Genomic DNA, 21218 nt, shown 5'->3' with positions numbered 1-21218 from the left:
TCGGCGCTCGGTCGGGACCCGAACGGACAGAATACACGGTCGAATCGGCGAGAACACGGCAAAAGCCCCTTTCGTCGTCGCGCCCAACAGAGGGGTATGGCAGTGTACGAATGGTCGCTGATAGTCGTCAGTCTGGCCATCCTCGGCGCCGTCGTGTTGCCGCGGTTCTTCGCGGACAAACCGATGTCGTTCCCGCTGGTCTACGTCATCGCGGGGTTCGCGATCTTCTCGCTCCCGGTCGGCGTCCCCGCGCCCGACCCGGTCCAGTTTCCCAGGGTCACCGAGCGGCTCACCGAACTGGTGGTGATCATCGCGCTGATGGGTGCCGGGCTGAAACTCGACCGACCGTTCGACTGGCGGGCCTGGTCGACGACGTGGCGCCTGCTCGGCATCACGATGCCGCTGACGATCGCCGCGGCCGCGATACTCGGCTGGTGGGTCCTCGATCTCAACCTCGCGACTGCGGTCCTGCTGGGCGCAGTCGTCGCGCCGACGGACCCGGTGCTGGCCTCGACGGTCGAGGCGACGCCGCCGACCGCGGAGACCGACGAGGAGGTCGACCCGACCGACCAGGAGGGCGCGATCCGGTTCGCGCTCACCTCCGAGGCCGGACTCAACGACGGGCTCGCGTTCCCCTTCACGAACCTCGCTATCGTGATGGCCGGCGTGAGTCTGGCGTCGGCCGACGCGTCGTCGCTCGCGTCGCTCGGCTGGCTCGGCGAGTGGTTCCTCTTTCACGTCCTCTACAAGATCGTCGTCGGGGTGATCGGCGGCGTCGTCGTCGGCTACCTGATCGCGCGGTTCATCTTCGGCCGCCCGTCGAGCACGGACCTGGCCCGCGTCATGGAGGGCGCCGAAGCGCTAGCGGCGACGCTCCTCGCCTACGCGGCGACGGAGCTCGTCCACGGCTACGGGTTCATCGCCGTCTTCGTCGCCGCCCTCGTCCTGCGTCACTACGAGTGGGAACACGCCTACTACGAGAAGCTCCACGACTTCGCGGTGTTGATAGAGCGACTGCTGATGGCGGCCGTGCTGGTGCTGTTCGGCGGGACGATCGCGGGCGGACTGCTGGGCCCCCTGACGGTGATGGACGCGGTCGTCGGACTGGTACTCATCGTTCTCGTCCGGCCGCTGGCCGGACTGCTGGGGATGGTCGGCACCCCCGAAATCTGGCAGGAGCGAGCGATCATCGCCTCCTACGGCGTCCGCGGTATCGGGTCGTTCTACTACCTCTCGCACGCGCTGAACGCGGCGACGTTCCAGGAGTTCGAACTCGTCGTCGCGACCAATCAGCTGTGGGCGTTCCTCGGGTTCGTCGTCGTGGCGTCGCTGGTGCTCCACGGGATCACGGCCGCACCGGTGATGAACACGATCGACGAGTGGCGGAGCGAGCACAAGGAGGACTTCTCCGTGCCGGCCGAGGAGGCCGATTGACGTGCCGACCGCCGTTCCAGCGGGCTGGCGTCGACCGCCGATCCTGCGCGGGGTGAACTAACGACATGGCAACGAACGACTACGAGGAGATACCGTCAGACAGGTGCGGGTACACGTACGACGAGAGCACGGTCCGGGACATCGGGGCGACGACGTGCTGGCGGGAGGTCTGGGAGGACGAGGACCGGTGTCTCTGGCACGCGGACGTCGACGTGAAGCCGCGGGCGGCGCTCGAGGACGCGGACCCCGGCGACCAGGAGCGACTCGACGGCGCCGTCCTGAGACGGGTGAGTCTGAACGGGGTCGACTGGTTCGAGGGGTGTACGCTCGTCGGTGCGGAGCTGACGGCGGTGGACCTCCACGACGCCTCCCTCGCCAGGGTCGACCTGCGGGAGGCCTCGCTGGAACACGTCGCGGCCCGCCGGGCCGACTTCTCGGAGGCGAACCTCGAAGACGCCTCGCTGAACGTCTGTGACCTCCGGGGGACCGACCTGACGGGTGCGCGCTTCGACCAGGCGGTGTTCTCGAACGTCCGCATCAGCCGCTCGACGACGTTCGGCGAGACGGTGGTGTACGAGGACGAACTCGACGGTCTCGAGGAGGACTCGTACCTCCGGTCGGCGCAGGCGGCGATCTGGAGCTATCGGGAGATCCGCGACCTCCACGAGGGGAACGCCCTGCCGATCGAAGCGCGCAGCTACTACCTCGACGAGAAGGACATGCGCCGCCGCCTCGCCTGGCACGAGGGCAAGTACGGGACCGCGCTCAAAGCCGAAGGGTCCCGCTGGGTGACGGGGTACGGCATGAGCCACTGGCGGGTGCTCGGCGCGTCGGCGGCGCTGATCGTCGCCTGTGCGATCATGTATCCGCTGACGGGGGGCATCCAGGAGACGGCCGGAAACGATACGACCACGTGGTCGCTCGAGAGCCCGGAGGACGCGCCGCCGTACTACGTCGCGCTCATCCTCGTCAAGAGCCTCTATTTCAGCGCGATCACCTTCTCGACGCTGGGATACGGCGACATCAGACCCGTCGGCGCCGCCGCGCGGGGGGTCGCCGGCGTCGAATCGCTGCTGGGGTCGATCCTGATGGCGCTGCTCGTGTTCGTCCTGTCACGACGGATCTCGTGACCGTGACGGCCGCTCAGATGTCTTCGACCAGTTCGCTCAGGCGGTCGATCGGGAACAGCTGCATGCTCGTGGTGTCCATCCCGTACCGCTCCGCAGCGATGGCGACCTGCATCGCGTCGGCCGAGTCGTCGACCTCGTAGATGAGGACGAAGTCGTGAGCGCCCATCACGGCGTACGAGTGGCGCAACTCGCCGCCGATCTCCTCGATGTCCGCGGCGACGTCGCCCCAGACGGTCGCGAGTTCCTGCGGGTTCTGAAACTCCTGTTCGTGGACGTCCGCGAGCGTCATGTACGTGGGCATACGACCGATCGGCGTCGCTACGGGCCCCACTCGCAAGTCGGACTGGCCTGCGACTTCCGGGTGCGCCGACTCGACGGCCCTGCTTGCAGACGAAGGCCGGACGGACGCGTGTGAGATGCCGGCTCAACGTTTTTGTCCGGCCCTCCCGAAGCCCGGGTGGTATGACCGCAGTCAAGATCGTCAAAGTCCTCGGTACGTCGGACGAGTCGTGGAACGACGCGGCCGACGAGGCCGTCGCGCAGGCGAGTCGAACGATAGACGACATCCGCGGCGTCGAGGTCGAAGACTGGACCGCCGACGTCGAGAACGGAAGCGTGACGGAGTACCGGGCGACGGTCGAAGTCGCGTTCCCCGTCCACGAGGATCAGCGCGGGTCGCAGTAGCGCGGTTCGGCGGTTGCCGCTGGCTCACAGGGACACACGACAATGTGCGCACAGACCGAACTGGTCGGCGTCGCCGAGGACGGCGACGTCGACGTCGACGAACTGGCGGAACTGATCGGTGACCGCGTGATCGGGCGCGAGCACCACGTCAACGCGCCCGGATTCGTCGTCCGCCCGGACGACGTGCAGTCGGTGCTGTTCGACCTCCGGGACGAGGCGGACTTCGACCACCTGAGCTGCCTCACCGCCCAGGAGTATCAGGACCGGTACGAGTCTATCTACCACCTGACGAAGTACGACGAGCGGACGCACGAGGTCGACATCGTCGTCCCGATGCCGAAAGACGACCCCCGTCAGGAGTCCGCGGCGCCGGTCTACAGCACCGCTGGGTGGCACGAGCGCGAGGCGTACGACCTCGTCGGGATCGAGTTCGAGGACCACCCCGACCTGCGCCGGATCCTCCTGCCCGAGACGTGGCAGGGCCATCCGCTCTCGCTGGACTACGACCAGACCGAGCCACAGGTCGTCCCGTTCAGGGAGAACCAGCCGCTCCAGTCGGCGACCGCCTCGCCCGAGTCGATGGACGCCGGGGGCGAGGGGAGTTCGGAGACGATGTTCATCAACATCGGGCCGCACCACCCGGCGACCCACGGCGTGCTCCACCTCAAGACCGTGCTCGACGGCGAGCAGGTACAGGACGTCGACCCCGACATCGGCTACCTGCACCGCTGTGAGGAGCAGATGTGCCAGCAGGGCACCTACCGGCACAAGATCATCCCCTACGCCGACCGGTGGGACTACACGGCGAACCTGCCCAACGAGTGGGCCGTCGCCCGCGCCATCGAGGCGCTGGCCGACGTCGAGGTGCCCGACTACGCGCAGGTGCTGCGGACGATGTCGACCGAGCTAGCGCGGATGTACGGTCACTTCCTCGCCGTCGCGACGTTCTCGCTGGACATCAACGGCGACTTCACCGCCGCGTTCCAGTACGGTTTCCGCGACCGCGAGGTCGTCCAGAACATCATGGAGGACCTGACCGGCCAGCGGATGATGTTCTACTACTTCCGAGTGGGCGGCGTCGCGTGGGACGTCCCGACGCCGCGCGGGGAGTGGTTCGACAAGGTCCGCGAGTTCCTCGACGACCTGCCCCAGCGGGTCGGCGAGTATCACGACCTCCTCTCGAACAACGAGCTGTTCCAGATGCGCTGTGTCGACACGGGGTACCTCGGCCCCGAGGTCGCCAGGTCCTACGGCGCGACCGGTCCGGTCGCTCGCGGCTCGGGCATCGACTACGACCTGCGCCGCGACGACCCCTACGGCTACTACGACGAACTCGACTGGGAAGTAGCGGTTCAGGAGGGGTGTGACAACTACGCCCGGGTGCTCGTGCGGCTCCAGGAGGTCGAGGAGTCCGCACGGATCGTCTCGCAGTGTCTCGATCTGCTCGAGGACTGGCCCGAGGACGAGCGGACGGTCCAGGCGAACGTCCCCCGGACGCTCCGCCCGGACCCGGACACCGAAGTGTACCGGGCGGTCGAGTCGGCGAAGGGGGAGATGGGCGTCTACCTCCGGAGCGACGGCACGGACTCGCCGGCCCGCTTCAAGATCCGCAGCCCCTGCTTCCACAACCTCTCGACCCTGCCGGAGATGGCGAACGGGGAGCTCGTCGCGGACCTCGTCGCCGCCGTCGGAAGCCTGGACATCGTCCTCGGGAGCGTCGACCGCTGACACGGGGCGCGCGACCGACACGGTGCGCCCGATGCCACACGTCCGATACCGCGCGCCCCACACCCTGCGCCGGCTACCGCCCGCGCCACCGCTCGTTCCATCGCCCGCTCTGTCGGCCGCGCCGACGCCCGTCGGCGCCGTCGGAGTAGTCGCATCGCTCTTCGCCCACTGTAACCGACCGATACTCGCGACAAGTCCGGCTTAACAACGATATCAGTGTTATCCGAGGGCGATGCCGTCGCTCGCGGACGGCGAACTCGCTCGGTTCGGCGGGCCGGCCGCGCGCGAACAGAACCGCTCCGAGGGGCGGTGGCAATCCCGAATTACCGCTCCGGGAGAGCCGGGAGGGTCGAAACTGTCGTCAGGAGAGGCGGATCTCGTCGTCGGTGACGGTGGCGATCTCGCTGTCGTCGAGCGGGAAGTCGTCGGCGTCCGCGTCGCTCCAGCCGAGTCGCGACTTGACGGTGTCCGTGATGCCAGGGTCGGGGTCGACGTAGGCGGTCCCGGCGCGGACCTCGGAGACGACGCCGATCTTCTCCCCGCTGGAGTCGAGGACGGGCTTCCCCTGGTCGTCGTCGGAGATAGTGGTGTCGTGAGACATCGTCATCGCCCCCCCGAGCTGTAGTGCTGGCTCTGGCGCTCGTGGCTGTCGCCCTCCTGGCGCTGCTGGTAGAGACTCTGCTGCCCGCCCTGCTGGTGGGTCTGCTGGCCACCCGTCTCCTGACCTCGCTGCCGCTGCTGGCCCTGGTGCTGGGCGCCCTGTCGCTGTTGGCCCTGTTGACCTTGCTGGTGGTGTTGCTGGCCTTGCTGGTGGTGTTGCTGGCCTTGCTGGTGGTGTTGCTGGCCTTGCTGGTGGTGCTGCCCCTGCTGATGATGAGGCTGTTGGCCTTGCTGCTGGTGCTGCTGGCCTCCGGGCTGCTGATGTCGTTGCTGGTGGCCCTGTTGTTGGTGGCCTTGCTGGTGTCGCTGGCCGTGTTGTTGCTGTTGACCACCGAACTGTCCCGACTGCTGGCCCTGCTGGTGATGTTGCTGGCCCTGCTGACCCTGCTGGTGATGCTGTTGCCCTTGCTGGTGTCGCTGACCTTGCTGCCCCTGCTGACCGACCTGATGTTGTCGGCCTCGTTCGCCGAACTCGCCGGGGCCGCGTCCGCCGCCCTGGTTCTGCTGACCTCCGTAGGGCCCCTGATCGGGGGACTGCTGGCCGTGCTGGCTCTGCCGACCCTGCTGGTGGTGCTGGCTCTGTCGGCCCTGGCCGCCTGTCTGTTGCTGGCCTCGCTGCTGGTGTTGGCCCTGCTGGTGATGGGACTGTTGGCCCTGCCGCTGTTGGCCTTGCTGGTGGTGCTGCTGGCCCTGCGGCTGCTGTCGCTGTTGGCCTTGCTGGTGGTGCTGCTGGCCCTGCGGCTGCTGTCGCTGTTGGCCTTGCTGGTGGTGCTGCTGGCCCTGCGGCTGCTGTCGCTGTTGGCCTTGCTGGTGGTGCTGCTGGCCCTGCGGCTGCTGTCGCTGTTGGCCTTGCTGGTGGTGCTGCTGGCCCTGCGGCTGCTGTCGCTGTTGGCCTTGCTGGTGGTGCTGCTGGCCCTGCTGCTGGTGGCCCTGCTGGATGCGGTTTCCGCCCTGCGATCGGTTCGACTGTCGGCTGTGCTGGTCGCTCTGGTTCGGATTGTGTCGGTTCATACTAGTGATGGGCGACCGCGCCGCCTGGCACACTGGCGGCGCTCGCTTCGGCCCGATATCCACAAGACGCTATCGAGGCATAGTTACACACACCTTAGCGGTCCGGGTGTTTCGTACGTTGTCACTGGGCAAGTCGGGGCCCGAGATCCGGCGGTCGGCCGTCTCTTCGGGGGCTACCAACCGGAACTGTCGCTCGCTCGGACGCGGAGAATCGGGTTGTAGCGCTCGGGTCCGGGGCCACTCGCGCAGCGAGTCCGCGCCTACCGCTCGGCGTCGGGGTCGTCGGCGAGGCGGACGGTCCCGGAGTCCGGGTCGAAGTCGATCACGCCGTAGTCGTCGAGCATCGGGAGCTGACCGTGGTAGAACCAGGTCTGGACGCGCCGCTCCACGTCGGTCGAGATGTCGTCGGGGTCGGTGTCCGTGATCTGGCCGACGACGTACGTCGCCACCTCCGAGACCGTGACGCGACCGCCGGTGTCACGGAGGTACTTCAGCAGGTACCGACAGTGGGGGTCGTCGAGCATATCAGCGAGTCGGTCTGCGCGCGCGTCCTGGTCGGCGTCCTGTCCGTCGACTATCGCTGATTCGTTGGCCCCGTGGGTCATGGAAAAAACGTTTCTCCCCTATCCACATGAGAACGGTGCCTAAAGGAATAGACTGTCGTGCGCTGGATCGGTCGAGCGGATCGGCCACGAAGCCGCCGCTCGGGCCCGCTCTCTCGACCAGACACCTTTCCGGCTCGACGGCGTACGACGCACATGGACCGAAGGCTCGCCGAGGCAAGAGACGCAGTCGACTCAGCGAAGCGACTCACGGACGACTCGAACGCAGAGGAACAGCTCGCGTCGATCCGCCTGGGACTGGAGTCCGTCGACGACGAGCAACTGGACGAGACCGAGGTCGGGGACCGTCTCGAGGAGCTCGAACGCCAGATCGTGACGCTCGGGAACGACGTCGAGGACCTCGCGAGGTCGCATCTCGAGACCGCGCGGGACCAGATCGACGCCTACCGCCGCGAGTCCGCCCCCGAGTGGGACGACGACGGGGAGTGACGGGACCGGCCGGTGCCACGAGCGACGAGCTACCCGGTCAGACCGCGAGGAGGAGCGCGGAGTAGGCGGCGACGCCGGCGGCGAAGGCCCAGAACGTCCCGACTCGCTTCGCCGGGAGCTCCTCGTGGACGACGCGCAACACGATCGCGCCGGCGAGGAAGGCGAAGAGCAGGCCGAGGTGGAGCCTGTGCAGTTCGGTCACGGCGCCGACGGCCGCGCCGACGAGGACGGCCCCCGCGAGCACCCAGCGCCCGGTCGTGTGGTAGACCTCCTTGTGTCGGTTCTGGAGCGACACGTCGTTGAGCAGGAAGTGCAGGGCGAGTGCGACGGCGAACAGGAGGAGGTTCCCGACGCCCGGCGTCTCCTGGTGGAAGAGCAGGTAGCCGACGACGCCGTTGTACGCCGCGTACGACCCGATGTGGACGAGGAAGACGGACCGACTGGGCATGTCGTCTCCGGAGTCCTCGGCCGACCGACTGGCGAGCCGTTCCAGCCCGTAGTAGACGACGAACCCGGCCATCGTCACGAAGTAGACCTGACTCTCCGTCACGAGTACCTCCGTCGCGTCGGTCGCGCTCGACCGGCCGATGGCGTCGACCTCCGGGAGCACGTGGACGAACACGTAGGCGACGGAGACGCCGCCGCCGAAGGAGAGAAACCGGTTACACGCCACGCGGTCGAACAGCGGTTCGCTCCGGGCGACGACGTGGATCGTCGCGAGTCCGACCGCGAGGAGTCCGGGGAGGAGTCGTTCGGCGAGCAGTGCGGTCGACTGGAGCATCGGCGGAGCCTCACCTAGATCCACCGGGGCGGAGCGAGGCGGTGCCGTCGTCGGAACCGGGCGGTCCCGCGGCTGGCGAGGTGTGGACTCGGGCGGGAGCGAGTCCGGTCATCCGGTCGACTCAGTCGTCATCGTCGGTGCCGCCGTCGGTCGCCGCGGCGCCGCTGGGTTCGGGCGTGGCCGACCTGGCCGACCCCATCCAGCGTTCGATGTTCTCGGCGACGTAGGAGTGGCCGCCCCAGCCGAGTGCGATACCCGCGCCGAGCGCGATGGCGGCCGCGAGCCCCCACGCGAAGGCCTCGGCGAACGTGTAGAGGATACTGACGTCGATCCCCATCGTGTCGAGGCCGATGACGATGGCGGTGAAGTACAGGAACATGCGGGTGCCCGTCGCGAACCAGGACGTGTAGGCCGTCTGGGTGGCGGCGCGCGTCCGCATGATCGCGTCGCCGATGAAGTCGGCGACGACGAACCCGACGATGATCACCAGCAGGCCGGCGATGAACGCCGGCAGGTACGAGACGGCGGTCCCGACCCACTCCGAGAGCAGGTCGACGGCGAGGACGTTCGCGGCCGCGAGGACGGCCACTGCGAAGACGAACCACTTGGCCAGTTTGCCGAACGTCGCCGACACCGCCTGTTCGGACCCGCCCATGATCCGTCCGAGCGGCGTCTCCATCGTCATCCTGTCGAGTTCGATCGTGTCCGTCAGCCGCTGAACGGCCCTTCCGACGGCGATGCCGATCAGCCAGCCGACGAGCAGGACGACGATCGCACCGACCAGTCTGGGCAGGAACGCGATGATTTCGCCCAGCGTCTGCTGGATGCTGTTCGAGATGTCGGTCTGGAGTATCGTCGCTGTGTACGTTGCGGTCATAGGTGACAGCAGTGGACGTACGAGCGCTCGCGCGGAAAACCGACACGTTGCGCTTGCAACCCCGCGACGGAAAAAATCGACGCAGGGCCGGTATGGAGACGATACTCGCCGCGCCGTCTCGAAAACGTCTCGCGGCCTTATGAGACAGCGGGACGAACGGCCGATGATGTCGGGAGAACGAAACACACCGAGAGAGAGTCAGATCACGAGCGACACGGATACGATCAGGGACTGGGGGAAGACACACGAGGTGTCTCCGGTCCGCTACGAGGAGGAAGGTGAGACGCGCCACTCGCTCGTCCGGGAGTCGGACATCGACGACCGGCACGAGCGCCTCGACTGGGACGAGTTCGACACCCACATGCGCGACAACGACATGGTCGTCGTCCGCCACGAGGAAGGCGATGGCGAGTTCGACGTGATCGACCGGACAGAGGTGGTCGGACACGCCGCGATCACCGACGAGGACGTCGAGGAGCGCCTGCTCGAAGGGGAGACGGTCCGGTCGGAGTTCACCGAGCGGTCGGTCGTCGAGCGAACGATCGTCGAGGAGATGACCGTCGAGAGCGAGGTGACCGACCGCGAGCTCGTCGAGTCCGACACCGTCGACGTCGAGCTGATCTCGCGCGACGTCGAGGACTGCCGGGTCACGGACGTCGACACGACCGACCCCGGACTCGAGGCGCTCGACACCTTCGGGACCAGCGCGCGCTCCGAGGTGGACTGCGACGTGGAGGTCACCATCGACGAGGCGTGGACGGTCACCAAGGAGAACATCGAGCGGGTCACCATCGAGAGCCGGATCGTCGAGTCGAACGTCGAGGAGACGGACACGCTCGAGACGGACACCATCCGCGAGACGGTGGACCTGGAGGGCGTCGAGCGAACGGTGCTGGAGGGGGAACTCGTCGACTCGCCGCACACGGCCGAGCAGGCCGTCGAGAGGGGCCACGTCGAGAGCCAGTTCGGCGAGGACGACACGATCTTCACCCACCTGATGAGGACCCAGGTCGTCGAGGAGGAGCTGTCCGTCCGGCGTCTGGTCACGGGCGAGGTGTCCGACGCCGAGACGCTCACGTCCGAGACCATCTCGCACGTGGCCGTCGAGAGCGACATCGTCGACCCCGACGAGCACGACGTCGACCTCGCCGCCGAGGACCTGACGACGACGAGCGAAGCGAGGCCCGCCAGCGGCGAGGAGTCGGCGGCCGACGTGGACTACGAGACGGCCGAGACGAGCGAGACGGTCCGGCCGACGGAAGACGAGAAGGGGAAGACCGTCGTCAACGCGAGCGGCGACGAGGTCGGGATGGTGACGGCCGTCGAAGGCGGGCAGATGTACGTCGACCCGCACCCCTCGATCACCGACCGGATCCGGACCGCACTCGGTTGGGGTGCCGGCGACGACGACGATACGTACCCGGTCGACAACGACCACGTCGCCCGCATCGAGGAGGACCAGGTCGTCCTCGGCGTCGACCGGGAGGGATAGTCGCTCGACTGGACGGATAGTCGCTCGATTAGACGGGTAGTCCCCCCGAGAAGGAGGGATAGTCCCCGTCGGCGGGGACGGACAGTCCCGTTCGACAGGGACTGATAGCCCCGATCGGCGGGAACGGGCTGTCCCGTCGGGCGGGGACAGACAGTCCCGTCCGGGACGGAGAATCGCGCCCGAACGAGGCGGCGGTGCTCACCGGCGCTCGCGCCGGTAGCGCCCGCGGATCCGTGCGGCCACCAGTGGTTGCTCGGGAAACGCGCCGGTCGGGCTGTCGGTCAGTCCTCCCACACGAGTTCGAGCGACAGCTCCGCCGTACAGCCGCCGGACCGGACCTGATCGCCGCCCTGCGCGTCCATCTCGTCGTCTTCGACGTACCCCGAGCAGTGCCCCTCCTCGACGATCTGCTGGATAGAGGCCGTCGACCCGCAGGCCGGGCAGTCGAGGGCGAGTTCGCCGGGTCGCTCGTGGATCGTGTCGGGGTCGAGCATCATACGGGCGCCGGAGGGCGCGTCGTCACTGTCGGCGCCGGAGTCGTGTTCTGACATGCGTTCACCCTTCGAGCCCTCGCCGGAAAAGTGACCGGTCCCCGAGGTTTACGGTCGCTGCACGCGTACGGGGTGCATGGAGATCAGAGAGGCTCGGACGAGCGACGCGGACGAAATCGCGACGACCGCCGCCGACTCACTCGAGGCGTCGTACGGGCACGTGTTCGAGGCGGAAACGATCGACGAGGTCGTCGCAGACTGGTACGCCGAGGACCGCGTGGCGGAACTGCTGGACGACGAGGCGTCCGCGTGGCTCGTCGCCGAAGACGGCGGCGAGGTTGTCGGGTTCGTCCAGGGGGCGCTCCTCGACGCGTCGCCGCCGGTCGGCGAGATCGACTGGCTCCACGTCGCGCCCGACGCCCGCGAGTCGGGCCTCGCGCGCCAGCTCCTCGGGCAGATACAGGAGACCTTCGAGAAGCGAGGCGCGGGCACCATTCAGGGAGACGTGCTCGCCGAGAACGAGGAGGGCTGGTCGTTCTACGAGAACTACGGCTTCGACCGCGTCGACGAGCGCGAGGTGACCATCGCCGACGAGACGTTCACCGAGTACGTCTACGAGCACTCGATCGGTGACTCGGCCGACGACGCGGTCGTCGAGCGGATCGATAGCTCGGAGGGCGAACTGTTCGTGAACTACGGCGAGGGGGAACGCGGGTCGACGGCGCCGTTCTACGCCAGTTACCGGAGCCGAGACCTGAGCGACCGGTTCGGCTGGTACTGTAGCAACTGCGAGTCGATCGCCACCGCCATGGACTCGATGGGCCACATCGAGTGCAACGACTGCGGCAATCGGCGCAAGGCAACCCGGTGGGACGCCTCGTACCTGTAGGACTCCCGAACGAACGGCGAATCGACCGTCGAGCGGCCGGTACGCCGATCATACCCCCGAAGGGTTTAGGAGGGCGAAGGGCATACGCTCGCGGGACGGAATCACCCGACTGCGGCAGTCTCCCGGTCCGATCGCCCGGACCGCGGCGGTCGGGGTGTGACGAGCGCCCCGCGGCCGGAGACGGGTGTCCGCCGAGCCATGACGCGTCCAGGAAACACACAAGCGTCACTGTCGGAATCGCCGCTGGTACCGGCCGACCGAGCGGACGGTACGCGACTCGACGAGGCGTCCCGCAGAGCGTGGACGGCAGCGATGACCGTGCGCCCGTTCGGGGACGGGTACCTCGTGGACTGCGAGTCGGGGACCCACTACGTCTCGCTCGCGCCGAGCGACTGCTCATGCGGCGATTCGCCGGCGGAGGACCGCTGTGAGCACGTCCGCCGGGTCGCCATCGAGATAAATCTCGGCCGGGTGCCGCCGCCCGCCGAGCGGACGGTCGCCTGCGGGAGTTGCGGCCGTCAGGTCGCCGTCTCCGTGGCGGACTCCCCGCCCGCGCTCTGCGGGGAGTGCCGACTCGAACCCGGCGACCTGGTCGTCGACACGGAGGGCGACGAGGAGACGCCGCTGCTGGTCGTCTCGGAACCCGGTCGACCCGCCGACGTGGTCTCGCTCCCGGACGACGACCGCGCCGTGGCCGAGTACCCGGGGAACGAGGCGTATCCACCGGACGAACCGGTCGTGGAGGCGGTGTACCCCCAGGCCGTCTCGGTCGAGCGGCCACCGCGACGGTACCTGTTCCCGCTCGCCCGCCTCCGCAGGCCGGACGCCGACCGCGGCCGTCCGCCGGAACTCGGTGACGGTTCGAAGCACGGGAGCGACTCAGAGCGAGGCGACGCTTCGGAGTACGGGAGCGACTCGAAACGAGGGGATAGGGACTGACCGCCGAACTTCGGCACGAGAGGTCGCCTTGCGACAGCAAGGGGGCGTTTTTACGCACTCGATCTCGCAGTAACCCGACCCTTGTGCAGCGTAACCCGGCATTTGCAACGGTGGGCGGCGTATACTATTGGGTGTCGGCGGCGAAGCGTCGAGCACTCGAATGAGTACGATCGTAAAAGCCACGCTGCCGGCCGAGCAGTTCGCACTCGCCGAGACGTTCGAGACGGTCCCGGACGTGGAGTTCGACGCGGTCCGCCTCGTCACGCACGGCACCGACCGGGTGGTCCCGCTCCTGTGGGCGACCGACGGTGACTCGACGGAGGTCGAGGCGGCGCTCGAAGCGGACGGGTCGACCGACGACGTCGCGCTCGTCTCCCGGCGCAACCACGACTCGCTGTTCAAGATGCGCTGGACCGCGCGCGTCCGTTTCGTCACGCACGTCCTGGTCGAGGCCCAGGGGGCCGTCGTCAGCGCCCGCGGGACGACCGACGGCTGGACGTTCAGAGTCCTCTTCCCGGAACACGACGCGGTCTCGACGACGTACGACGCCTGCGAGGAACAGGGGATCGACCTCGACGTGACCCAGATCTACCACCTCGACGACGCCCCCTCGCTCGGCGGGTTCCACCTCACCGACCAGCAGTTCAAGACGGTCAGGACGGCGCTCGAACGGGGGTACTACGAGGTGCCCCGGGAGACGACGCTGGAGGAACTGGCGACGGAGCTCGACGTCTCACACCAGGCGCTCTCCGAACGCCTGCGACGGGGACACCTCGCCCTCATCGAGAACGTCGTCGGGCCGTAGGTGTCGGCCGCTGCGACCCGGAGTCGCCTCACTCGCCGGCCGTGGCGTCCGGCGAACTCGTCGACGTCGGCCCCGTCTCGTGGGTCTCACCGCCCTCGTCGAACTCGGACCACGTGGACTGTTTCGACTCGCTCCCGCGCTTGCGGAAGGCGTAGACCGCGCCGAGAGTGGCGAGGAGGCCCAGGAAGAGCAGACCGATGCCGGGTCCGCCGGAGTCGTCTCCGCGCTGGTCGGACCGGTCGTCTGTCTCGGCCCGCCCGCCGGCGGAGTTCCACTCCGAGGAGTCGACGGTCGCTCCCTCCCGGGCCTTGACGTCGGCCTCTTCACGGAGCGCTTCCCTGACGGCGTCTTTGACCGGTTCGCGGACGAGTTCCCGGACGGCGTATTTGGCGCCGGCTCTGACCGCGGCTGTGCTCGTGGCCGTATCGGACTGTCGTAATGGCATGCGTTCCTCTGGTCTCGCGGCGGTCCCGAGTCGATTCGGCTTGCGAATACAAGGCCGGCGAGGAAATACGTCGGAGCGAACGCGACAGAGGGTGCCGGGTGAAACCGACGCTCGACCGAGCGGGGCGTCTCGACCGACTCGGCCGTCCCGGTCGAGTCGTAGTCGACGGTCGGCCCGTTGCCGTGGAGCCGATCCGGGGTACGACGGACCTATCCGACGATAGGGTCGCGTTACCGTGGACGGAACGGGTCTGGAGATCGGGCGGCTCTGGGCGTTCACTCGCCCACGTCCCGGATTTGGCACTGTATAACGGAAATCGTCGGAGGAGAAAGGCTTTTAGTATTCGATGAGCAATGAGAGGTTGTCACAACCAATGTATCGCAACCAATCGTACGTCGAACCGGCCGCACAGCAGCAGTCCCAGGCCGGTAGCGCGTCGACGTACTACGTCAAACACGACTTCGACGGGTCGGCGGAGCTGACGACGACACTTGCACACGCAATCTCCGACGTAACTGGTATCGACGTGACGGACACGGGGTTCACGCTGAACGAGCACGTCGACCCGGAAGCGCTCGACATGCTGTTCAAGCCCAAATCCGACGGCACCCGCCGGATCAACGGTCACCTCTCGTTCACGATCTGGGGGTACCAGGTGACGGTGTACAGCGACGGACAGATAGCGATCGTCCCGCCGCAACAGCCGGCCGGGGCCCAGCAGCCGGCCGGTACCCAGCGCTCGCCGGGCCGACAGCGGTAACTGAGCGTCGGTTCTCACCGCCCGAACTCGTTTCCGCCACAGGAACCACCTACCGAGGAGCGGCGCGCAGGCGAGCGGTACGGTCCGACTGGGTCGGCGGGTATTTCGCCTGTTCGGTATCGAAGACGGCGGTTTCTCCCGCGTAGCGGCGTCGAAGACCGGCTTACCGGCTGAACAGTACGCTCGATTTATACCGCCTGCGAGGGTCGACTCCCGTGGGGACGACGGGGTCCACGGACGAGCGGAGCCAGCGCCCGCTTCGGGCCGCAGGCAACCCCGTGACGCCGTCGGCGTCGTATCGCCCGCTCACCGTCAGGTTTCGAAATCACACACATGAGTCAGACAAACCAACTCGTCAGTAAAGCGATCGAGCTGCAACGGAACACACTCGAGAACAGCCAGCGAGCGATGGAGCAGGCCGTCGAGGTTCCGCTCCAGCAGACCGTCGCCCTCCAGCGTAACGTCGCCCAGATGATGCTCAACGGGCTGGAGATATCCGACTGGATGGGGACACAGGGCGTCGAGCTCACCCGCAACGCGCTCGACACGTACCTCGACACCGTCGAGAGCGCCGCCCGTGACACCTCCGAACTGACCGAACAGGGGATGCAGGGGGCGACCTCGCTCGGCCAGCAGAGCCTCGATACGGGCCAGCAGTTCGCGTCGGCCGTCTCCGGCGACGGCGCGATGGCCGGACAACCGCCCGCACAGTCACAGGGCCAGCCTCCACAGACACAGGGTCAGACTCCACAGCCTCAGGCGCAACCTCCGCAACCGCAGGCGCAACCTTCGCAGCCACAGACCCAGCCCCCACAGTCACAGGGTCAGCCCCCGCAACCACAGGCCCAGCCCCCACAGCCGCAGGATCAGCCTCCACAGCCACAGACCCAGCCCCACCCCTCGCAACCACAGGCACAACCTCCACAGCCGCAGGCCCAGCCCCCGCAGCAACCGATCCCGCAAGGTCCCTTCCCGCAGGCCCCTCCACAGCCACAGATTCAGGGCCAGGAGCTGCCGCAGCCTCCACAGTCACAGCAGCAGGCGCACCACCCTCGACAGCTGTCAGCGCCACCTATCCAGGGAGCGCAGACCGGCCAGCCGCCGACGCAGTCGCCGGGGAACGGGCAGTACCGTCCAGCGGACGCACAGCGGCCGACGCCGCCGATTCGACAGGAAGTGGGCAGCGAGCAGGCCCCTTCTCAGTCGCGGGCTGACAGCCAGCGTCCCGCCGCACAGGTGACTGGCGTCGGCGAGAGCGAGTCGACGGCGGCCGAGACGCCGACCGAGAACAGCTAAGCCGTCCGGGCAATCCGACGGCCGCATCGTTCGGTACACCCGGATCGAGCGACCGCGGTTCTCTGGAGTAACCCGACGATACCTGTCGGTTCCGTCCGTGATAGTTCGCCGATACTTATCCCACCGGGCGGCCAATCGCCGGTGGTGTTTCACGATGCAAGTTGTCTGTAAAGACGGCACTTCGATCCAGTGTACCGACTTCGAGGCGTTAGACTCCGGCGTGTTGCTCTACCAGGACACCGGCCGTCGCGAGACACGGACGGACGACGAGGAGGAAGAGGAGTCCGAGGAACGGAGAGCGACCGGCTTCGTTCCGATCACGGAGCTCCGGTTCGTCGTCCCGGACGAGATGGTCCAGACCGGCGGGCCCGGGAGTCGGGCCGCGACACCCGAGCCCGGTCGGGGAGGCGCGCCGCCGTCCCCTCCGGCCGGTCCACAGGGCCAGATGGCTCAGCAACAGCAGGCCCAGCAGTTCCCCGGCGGTCCGGCTCAGAACCCCTACGATACCGGCGGACAGTAGCGGCCACCGGCTCACAGCCGTCGCGGACGAACGGACGCGGCCGGTGTCTCGACGCTCGCGACTCGCCGCCAGCGGGCGCCGACTCGCTTCGACCGAGCCGTCTGCACACTTCTCACAGCGATAGCAGCGCGGACGCTCACCGCGTCGACGGCGAGTCGCCGATCCGTGATTAACCGAGATAATATGTGGTTTGATACCGATGCACATGTATTGTCCACCCGGGGAGACGTTGCTGTTCCGTCAGCGCACTGACCCCGTCGGAATCACTCCGACCCCACCCCACCCACCCGACCCACCCCACTCTCACCTCACAGTCTCCCCTCTCTTCCCTGTCGCTTTCTCACGATCTGGACGAAAAATGGCGGACGCCCGGGGGACCCCTCGTGTCGTCGGCCGGTCCGAGCGGCGGCGTCGTCTCGGTGGCTCCGCGCCAGGGGCGGTCTCAGTCCTCGGTCCAGTACATCAGGTCTTCCTTCTCGGTGCCACAGCCCGGACAGGTGTCGGGGAGCCCGTCCTGTATCTCGCCCATCTCGCCGCAGTTCGTGCAGCGCCACATCAGTTCGGCCTCGCCGAAGGAGTGGCCCGACCGGGCGTGTTCGACGCTAAGCGACTCGACGCCCTCGCGCGTCGTCACGAAGACGCCGCCCTCCTCGATCCCGCGGATCGTCCCCACGGGGCGGCCGGCGTCGTCGAAGAGCGTTTGGCCGAACGACAGCGACTCGACGTCGTCGGTGGCTTGCTGGTCCGATTCCTCGTCGGGCGTCTCGCCTCTTCCGCTCATACTCTCAGTTGGGGTCCCGGGTGGAAAACTCTGTTTGCGGGTTCGTTCGCGCCACTCCGAACGAGACCGCCGACCGAGGCCGCCGGCCGGTCGCGGTCTACCGCATCGGGCCCTGCGAGTTCATCGACTGCTGGATGCCCGTCTCGGTGGTCGACAGCCCCCCCGCGGGCTGTCCGCCGCCCGCACCGCCGGCCGGCTGCGCGGGGAGTGCGGACTGGAGGTGAGCTTCGAGGAACCACAGCGACTTGGCGACCGCCCGCGACACCTCGTTGATGAGGTCGGCGGTGTCGAGGTCGTTCTCCTGGGTGACGGTCTCGAGTTGCTCGTAGAGGTTCGCGTCGAGGATAGCGAGTCGGTCGGCCATCTCCGACACGAGCGCCATTCCCTCGACGGTCTGGGGCGCCAGCGCCGGGATCGTGGTGTTCTGTGCGACCTCCCGGGCCGTTCCCGGTGGACGGCCTCCGAGGGCGCTGGCTCGCTCGGCGACCTCGTCGACGAAGCCCTCGAACTCCTCGATCATGTCCTCGAAGAGCGCGTGAAGCTGGTAGAACTCCTGGCCCTTGACGTTCCAGTGGGCCGATTTGAGCTGCATCTGGATGGCCGTGAGGTCCGCGAGACACTGGTTGAGTACGCCGATGCTCCTCGCCCTGACCGGCTCGGGCAGGTAACTGCGGGTCGGGAACAGCTGGCCGACCGGCGCGGTCGGAGCGCCGGCCTGCCCCTGCGCCATCCCGGCCTGGCTCTGTGGCATCTCGGCCTGTGTCTGGGGCGCGGGGGCCTGGCTGCCGCTCGCCCCTGACTGAGTGTCGCCCGAGAACTGCTGGGGAGTGTGCTGGCTGTTCCGCTGCGGGGTCGGGGTCGTTTCGTACATCTGGCTCATAGGAGTGCTCTCCGAGCGCCCGGTTAGCGGGGTGCTCCTATCAAACTTGACGGTGGATTCGCAAGTCTGCGACGGCGATAGCGACCGTCTCGGCGATCCCGGGGTCCGGATCGACGTACGCGTCGCCGTCTTCGAAGTCGACGATCCCCGTTCGCTCGTTGCGGCGCTCGTTCGCGGAGCGCCGGACGCGTTCCGGGTCCGGGTCGTACGAATCACCGTCGTCCGGCATCGTTCCGGCCAGGCCGACGACCCGGAAAGGTCTGCTCCCGGCGCAGGCGGGGTGAACTGCGCGGACTCGCTCCCCGTTTCGCCCTCACTCGCCGGCGAAAGCCCGTTCAGCGTCCGCGCCCAACCGTGAACATGACCGAGTTCGACTTCCAGGAGCGATTCGCGGCGGAACTCGACGCGGTCCCCGAGACGTTCGTCGACAGCGAGCGGTTCGTGCCTGCGAGCGGGCCGCTGGACGCGTCGATCGCGTTCGTGGGAGAGGCGCCGGGCGCGACCGAGGTCGAGCAGGGCGCGCCGTTCGTCGGTCAGGCGGGGCGGCGCCTCGACGCGCTCCTCGAGACGACCGGGATCGACCGGGCGGACGTGTACATCACGAACCTCGTCAAGGTCCGACCGCCGGAGAACCGGGGCCCGACGGCCGACGAGCGACGGGCCTGGAAGCCGGTTCTGGAGGCGGAACTGGCCCTCGTGGACCCGGACGTCGTCGTCACGCTCGGCGCCGTCGCGGGCGGGGCGCTGCTCGACAGCGACGAGCCGATCGGCGACCTCCGCGACGAGACCTACGAGGTCGACGGCCGGCTGATCCTGCCGACCTACCACCCCGCGGCGACGTTCTACGACGACGCTATCGAGCCGATGCTCGAACGGGACCTGCGGGTAGCCAGGAAGATCGCCGAAGGGGAGTGAGCGGTCGACGGTGCGGGGCGGTACCGAGCGGGGGTGAGCGGTCGACGGTGCGGGGCGGTACCGAGCGGGGGTGAGCGGTCGACGGTACAGGCCGGTATCGAGCGGGCCGGCCGGATTCAGTAATCGGACTCGCGTCCGCCACCGGTGATCTTGTCGACGACGTAGTACACTACGAAGACGGGCAACAGCGGGAGCAACCCGACGAAGAGGATGGCAGCGATCGCGTAGCCGATCATGCTCATCTCGCCGTTCGGGCGCAGGCCCTGTGATTTGGAAATCGAGTTCATGGTAAGCGGTCTCCGGGTCGGTCGGGGTGTCGAGCGATTCGAGCGTGAGCGGCGGCCGGACTCCGACGGCGGTCAGGCTTCGAGCCACCAGCCGAGGAGTCGCTCGGCGTCCTCCTGGCTCCGCCGACCGCGGCGGTCCTTCATCGTGCGCCCCTTGTCGTCGAGCACCGTGCGTTCGAGGTTGTCGCGGGCGCTCCGGATCGCCGGCGCGTCGCCGTACTCCTCGCCGGTGCCGGCGAAGCGGCCGCGGTCGGTGAACAGCCGGATCGTCGCCTGGATGAGCGGCGACCCGCGCTGGCGCTCCTTGTGCTTGTGGAGGATCACGTAGGCCTCGATGACGTCCATCTCGTCGTACTTCCCCTCGACCTTGTCGATGAGGTCGGCGATCTCCTCCCTGCTCATGCTGGTGAGATACCGGGCGCCGAACACCTGCAGGCGCGTCGCGCCCTCGTCGGGGGTCCACGTGAGCGACCGGAGCACGTCGGTCAGCGTGACGATGCCGTCGACGCCCTCGCCGGGGATCTCGACGACCAGCGACGAGTAGTCGTTCTCCAGCATCTCGTGGACGGCCTCGCCGAGGCCGGTCGTCGGGCCGGTGGTCTCGACGGGGGAGTTCATCACGTCCCGGGCGGGCAGGTCGAGCATCCGCGAGGCGACGCCGGCGCGCTCGCCGAACCCGCCGTGGGACTTCGCGGTGTCTCCCGACCCCGTCCCTTCGCCGAAGCCGCTGGCGTTCCCGCCCTGTTCCTGCTTGGTCGCGCGGACGGTGAAATCCAGCAGGTCGAAGGTGCTGATGATCCCGACGGCGTCGCCGGACTCGTCGATGACCGGCACGCGCGAGATGCTGTTGGTGCGGAGCAGGTTGATCACCTCGCCGAGGGTCGTGTCGGGTTGGACCGAGCGCAGGTCGCGGCTGTACACGTCGCTCACGTCGAGCGCGTCGAGGAACGGTTCGGTCGCGGCGGCGACGCTCTCGTTGGTGGCGACGCCCTCGAACTGCTCGCCGTCGTAGACGGGGAGGATGGGGAACTCGCTCTCGACCATCCGGCGTGACACCTCGCGGATGTCGTCGCGGCGGTCGACGCGCGGCACGTCGTCGCGCATGACCGACTTCGCCTTCTGATCGGGGTCGTGCTGGGAGTTGATCAGCACGTCGCGCGTGACGATGCCGACGATCCCGTCGCCGGAGCCGACTAACAGCCCGGGATCGCGGTGGGTATGGAACGCGCCCAGGAGCTTCGACACCGTCGTGTTGGGGTCGAACTCGCGATACTCGGTCGTGAGAGCCTCCGCGATATCCATTCGAACGCTGTTCGGGCGCTCGGCTGATATGGCGCGGGCTTGCAAGCGCCAGTATTCGG

26 protein-coding genes are annotated in these 21218 nt (G+C 67.9%); 14 read left to right on the top strand and 12 right to left on the bottom strand.

Features of this window, described 5'->3' with window-relative positions; all coding sequences use genetic code 11:
* Positions 1-96: 96 nt before the first annotated feature.
* Entirely contained in the window at positions 97-1434 is a 1338-nt protein-coding gene (locus D1409_RS18915) for a cation:proton antiporter (protein ID WP_123538555.1), read from the top strand.
* Positions 1435-1499: 65 nt separating this feature from the next.
* Positions 1500-2564 (top strand): pentapeptide repeat-containing protein, encoded by a 1065-nt coding sequence (locus D1409_RS18910; RefSeq protein ID WP_123538554.1) that lies wholly within the window; start codon positions 1500-1502, stop codon positions 2562-2564.
* A 13-nt stretch (positions 2565-2577) separates the two neighbouring features.
* Here the strand turns inward: D1409_RS18910 and D1409_RS18905 are convergent, their stop codons facing one another.
* Positions 2578-2865 carry a GYD domain-containing protein gene (locus D1409_RS18905; protein WP_123538553.1) on the bottom strand — a complete coding sequence of 96 codons (288 nt, stop codon included), beginning with the start codon at positions 2863-2865 and terminating at the stop codon, positions 2578-2580.
* Positions 2866-3026: 161 nt separating this feature from the next.
* Between D1409_RS18905 and D1409_RS18900 the strand changes: the two genes are divergently transcribed.
* A complete protein-coding gene (locus tag D1409_RS18900) occupies positions 3027-3248 on the top strand; it encodes a dodecin family protein (RefSeq protein WP_123538552.1) in 222 nt (73 codons plus the stop codon).
* A 42-nt stretch (positions 3249-3290) separates the two neighbouring features.
* On the top strand, positions 3291-4976 hold the full coding sequence (locus tag D1409_RS18895; protein ID WP_123538551.1) for an NADH-quinone oxidoreductase subunit D: 1686 nt from the start codon (positions 3291-3293) through the stop codon (positions 4974-4976).
* A gap of 361 nt (positions 4977-5337) precedes the next feature.
* Here D1409_RS18895 and D1409_RS18890 read toward each other — a convergent pair whose 3' ends face one another.
* The gene (locus D1409_RS18890; protein WP_328587671.1) at positions 5338-5577 is read right to left on the bottom strand and encodes a PRC-barrel domain containing protein; all 240 of its coding nucleotides are present in this window, start codon (positions 5575-5577) and stop codon (positions 5338-5340) included.
* A 23-nt stretch (positions 5578-5600) separates the two neighbouring features.
* Between D1409_RS18890 and D1409_RS24745 the strand changes: the two genes are divergently transcribed.
* Positions 5601-6869 carry a hypothetical protein gene (locus tag D1409_RS24745; protein WP_164471782.1) on the top strand — a complete coding sequence of 423 codons (1269 nt, stop codon included), beginning with the start codon at positions 5601-5603 and terminating at the stop codon, positions 6867-6869.
* Positions 6870-6907: 38 nt separating this feature from the next.
* Here D1409_RS24745 and D1409_RS18880 read toward each other — a convergent pair whose 3' ends face one another.
* Entirely contained in the window at positions 6908-7252 is a 345-nt protein-coding gene (locus D1409_RS18880) for a DUF7344 domain-containing protein (protein WP_123538549.1), read from the bottom strand.
* 153 nt (positions 7253-7405) lie between these two features.
* On the opposite strand from D1409_RS18880, the gene D1409_RS18875 reads away from it, so the two are divergent.
* A complete protein-coding gene (locus tag D1409_RS18875) occupies positions 7406-7699 on the top strand; it encodes a DUF7553 family protein (protein ID WP_123538548.1) in 294 nt (97 codons plus the stop codon).
* A 37-nt stretch (positions 7700-7736) separates the two neighbouring features.
* Here the strand turns inward: D1409_RS18875 and D1409_RS18870 are convergent, their stop codons facing one another.
* Positions 7737-8480, bottom strand: coding sequence for a hypothetical protein (locus D1409_RS18870; RefSeq protein WP_123538547.1), 744 nt, complete (start codon positions 8478-8480; stop codon positions 7737-7739).
* A 121-nt stretch (positions 8481-8601) separates the two neighbouring features.
* A complete protein-coding gene (locus D1409_RS18865) occupies positions 8602-9357 on the bottom strand; it encodes a mechanosensitive ion channel family protein (RefSeq protein WP_123538546.1) in 756 nt (251 codons plus the stop codon).
* A 166-nt stretch (positions 9358-9523) separates the two neighbouring features.
* Between D1409_RS18865 and D1409_RS18860 the strand changes: the two genes are divergently transcribed.
* Positions 9524-10849, top strand: a complete 1326-nt coding sequence (locus D1409_RS18860) for a hypothetical protein (protein WP_123538545.1) — start codon at positions 9524-9526, stop codon at positions 10847-10849.
* 281 nt (positions 10850-11130) lie between these two features.
* Here D1409_RS18860 and D1409_RS18855 read toward each other — a convergent pair whose 3' ends face one another.
* A complete protein-coding gene (locus tag D1409_RS18855) occupies positions 11131-11400 on the bottom strand; it encodes a hypothetical protein (RefSeq protein WP_206425124.1) in 270 nt (89 codons plus the stop codon).
* Positions 11401-11476: 76 nt separating this feature from the next.
* On the opposite strand from D1409_RS18855, the gene D1409_RS18850 reads away from it, so the two are divergent.
* From D1409_RS18850 to D1409_RS18840, 3 genes are all read left to right on the top strand, one after another.
* The gene (locus D1409_RS18850) at positions 11477-12229 is read left to right on the top strand and encodes a GNAT family N-acetyltransferase (protein ID WP_123538544.1); all 753 of its coding nucleotides are present in this window, start codon (positions 11477-11479) and stop codon (positions 12227-12229) included.
* 312 nt (positions 12230-12541) lie between these two features.
* On the top strand, positions 12542-13168 hold the full coding sequence (locus tag D1409_RS18845) for an SWIM zinc finger family protein (RefSeq protein WP_206425123.1): 627 nt from the start codon (positions 12542-12544) through the stop codon (positions 13166-13168).
* A 160-nt stretch (positions 13169-13328) separates the two neighbouring features.
* Positions 13329-13973, top strand: a complete 645-nt coding sequence (locus D1409_RS18840) for a helix-turn-helix domain-containing protein (protein ID WP_123538543.1) — start codon at positions 13329-13331, stop codon at positions 13971-13973.
* A gap of 28 nt (positions 13974-14001) precedes the next feature.
* On the opposite strand, the gene D1409_RS18835 is transcribed toward D1409_RS18840, so the two are convergent.
* Positions 14002-14418, bottom strand: a complete 417-nt coding sequence (locus D1409_RS18835; RefSeq protein ID WP_123538542.1) for a hypothetical protein — start codon at positions 14416-14418, stop codon at positions 14002-14004.
* A 373-nt stretch (positions 14419-14791) separates the two neighbouring features.
* Between D1409_RS18835 and D1409_RS18830 the strand changes: the two genes are divergently transcribed.
* The 3 genes from D1409_RS18830 (at position 14792) to D1409_RS18820 (ending at position 16994) form a co-directional block, all read left to right on the top strand.
* Entirely contained in the window at positions 14792-15178 is a 387-nt protein-coding gene (locus D1409_RS18830) for a HalOD1 output domain-containing protein (protein WP_123538541.1), read from the top strand.
* Positions 15179-15511: 333 nt separating this feature from the next.
* Positions 15512-16474, top strand: a complete 963-nt coding sequence (locus D1409_RS18825) for a hypothetical protein (RefSeq protein WP_123538540.1) — start codon at positions 15512-15514, stop codon at positions 16472-16474.
* A gap of 154 nt (positions 16475-16628) precedes the next feature.
* The gene (locus tag D1409_RS18820) at positions 16629-16994 is read left to right on the top strand and encodes a hypothetical protein (protein WP_123538539.1); all 366 of its coding nucleotides are present in this window, start codon (positions 16629-16631) and stop codon (positions 16992-16994) included.
* 442 nt (positions 16995-17436) lie between these two features.
* On the opposite strand, the gene D1409_RS18815 is transcribed toward D1409_RS18820, so the two are convergent.
* The 3 genes from D1409_RS18815 to D1409_RS18805 form a co-directional block, all read right to left on the bottom strand.
* On the bottom strand, positions 17437-17775 hold the full coding sequence (locus D1409_RS18815; RefSeq protein ID WP_123538538.1) for a DUF7130 family rubredoxin-like protein: 339 nt from the start codon (positions 17773-17775) through the stop codon (positions 17437-17439).
* A 97-nt stretch (positions 17776-17872) separates the two neighbouring features.
* Positions 17873-18655 (bottom strand): DNA starvation/stationary phase protection protein Dps, encoded by a 783-nt coding sequence (gene dps / locus D1409_RS18810; RefSeq protein ID WP_123538537.1) that lies wholly within the window; start codon positions 18653-18655, stop codon positions 17873-17875.
* Between the two features lie 40 nt (positions 18656-18695).
* On the bottom strand, positions 18696-18884 hold the full coding sequence (locus D1409_RS18805; protein ID WP_123538536.1) for a hypothetical protein: 189 nt from the start codon (positions 18882-18884) through the stop codon (positions 18696-18698).
* Positions 18885-19015: 131 nt separating this feature from the next.
* Between D1409_RS18805 and D1409_RS18800 the strand changes: the two genes are divergently transcribed.
* Positions 19016-19570, top strand: a complete 555-nt coding sequence (locus D1409_RS18800) for a uracil-DNA glycosylase (protein WP_123538535.1) — start codon at positions 19016-19018, stop codon at positions 19568-19570.
* Between the two features lie 116 nt (positions 19571-19686).
* Here D1409_RS18800 and D1409_RS24740 read toward each other — a convergent pair whose 3' ends face one another.
* Both D1409_RS24740 and D1409_RS18795 read right to left on the bottom strand, forming a co-directional pair.
* A complete protein-coding gene (locus tag D1409_RS24740) occupies positions 19687-19857 on the bottom strand; it encodes a DUF7535 family protein (RefSeq protein ID WP_164471781.1) in 171 nt (56 codons plus the stop codon).
* 72 nt (positions 19858-19929) lie between these two features.
* Positions 19930-21159 carry a CBS domain-containing protein gene (locus D1409_RS18795; protein WP_123538534.1) on the bottom strand — a complete coding sequence of 410 codons (1230 nt, stop codon included), beginning with the start codon at positions 21157-21159 and terminating at the stop codon, positions 19930-19932.
* Positions 21160-21218: the final 59 nt, after the last annotated feature.

It is taken from the genome of Halosimplex salinum, assembly GCF_003730195.1.
Taxonomy (GTDB): domain Archaea; phylum Halobacteriota; class Halobacteria; order Halobacteriales; family Haloarculaceae; genus Halosimplex; species Halosimplex salinum.
The sequence above is the reverse complement of the archived record's forward strand: the minus strand, read 5'-3'. Positions and strand labels throughout refer to the sequence as shown.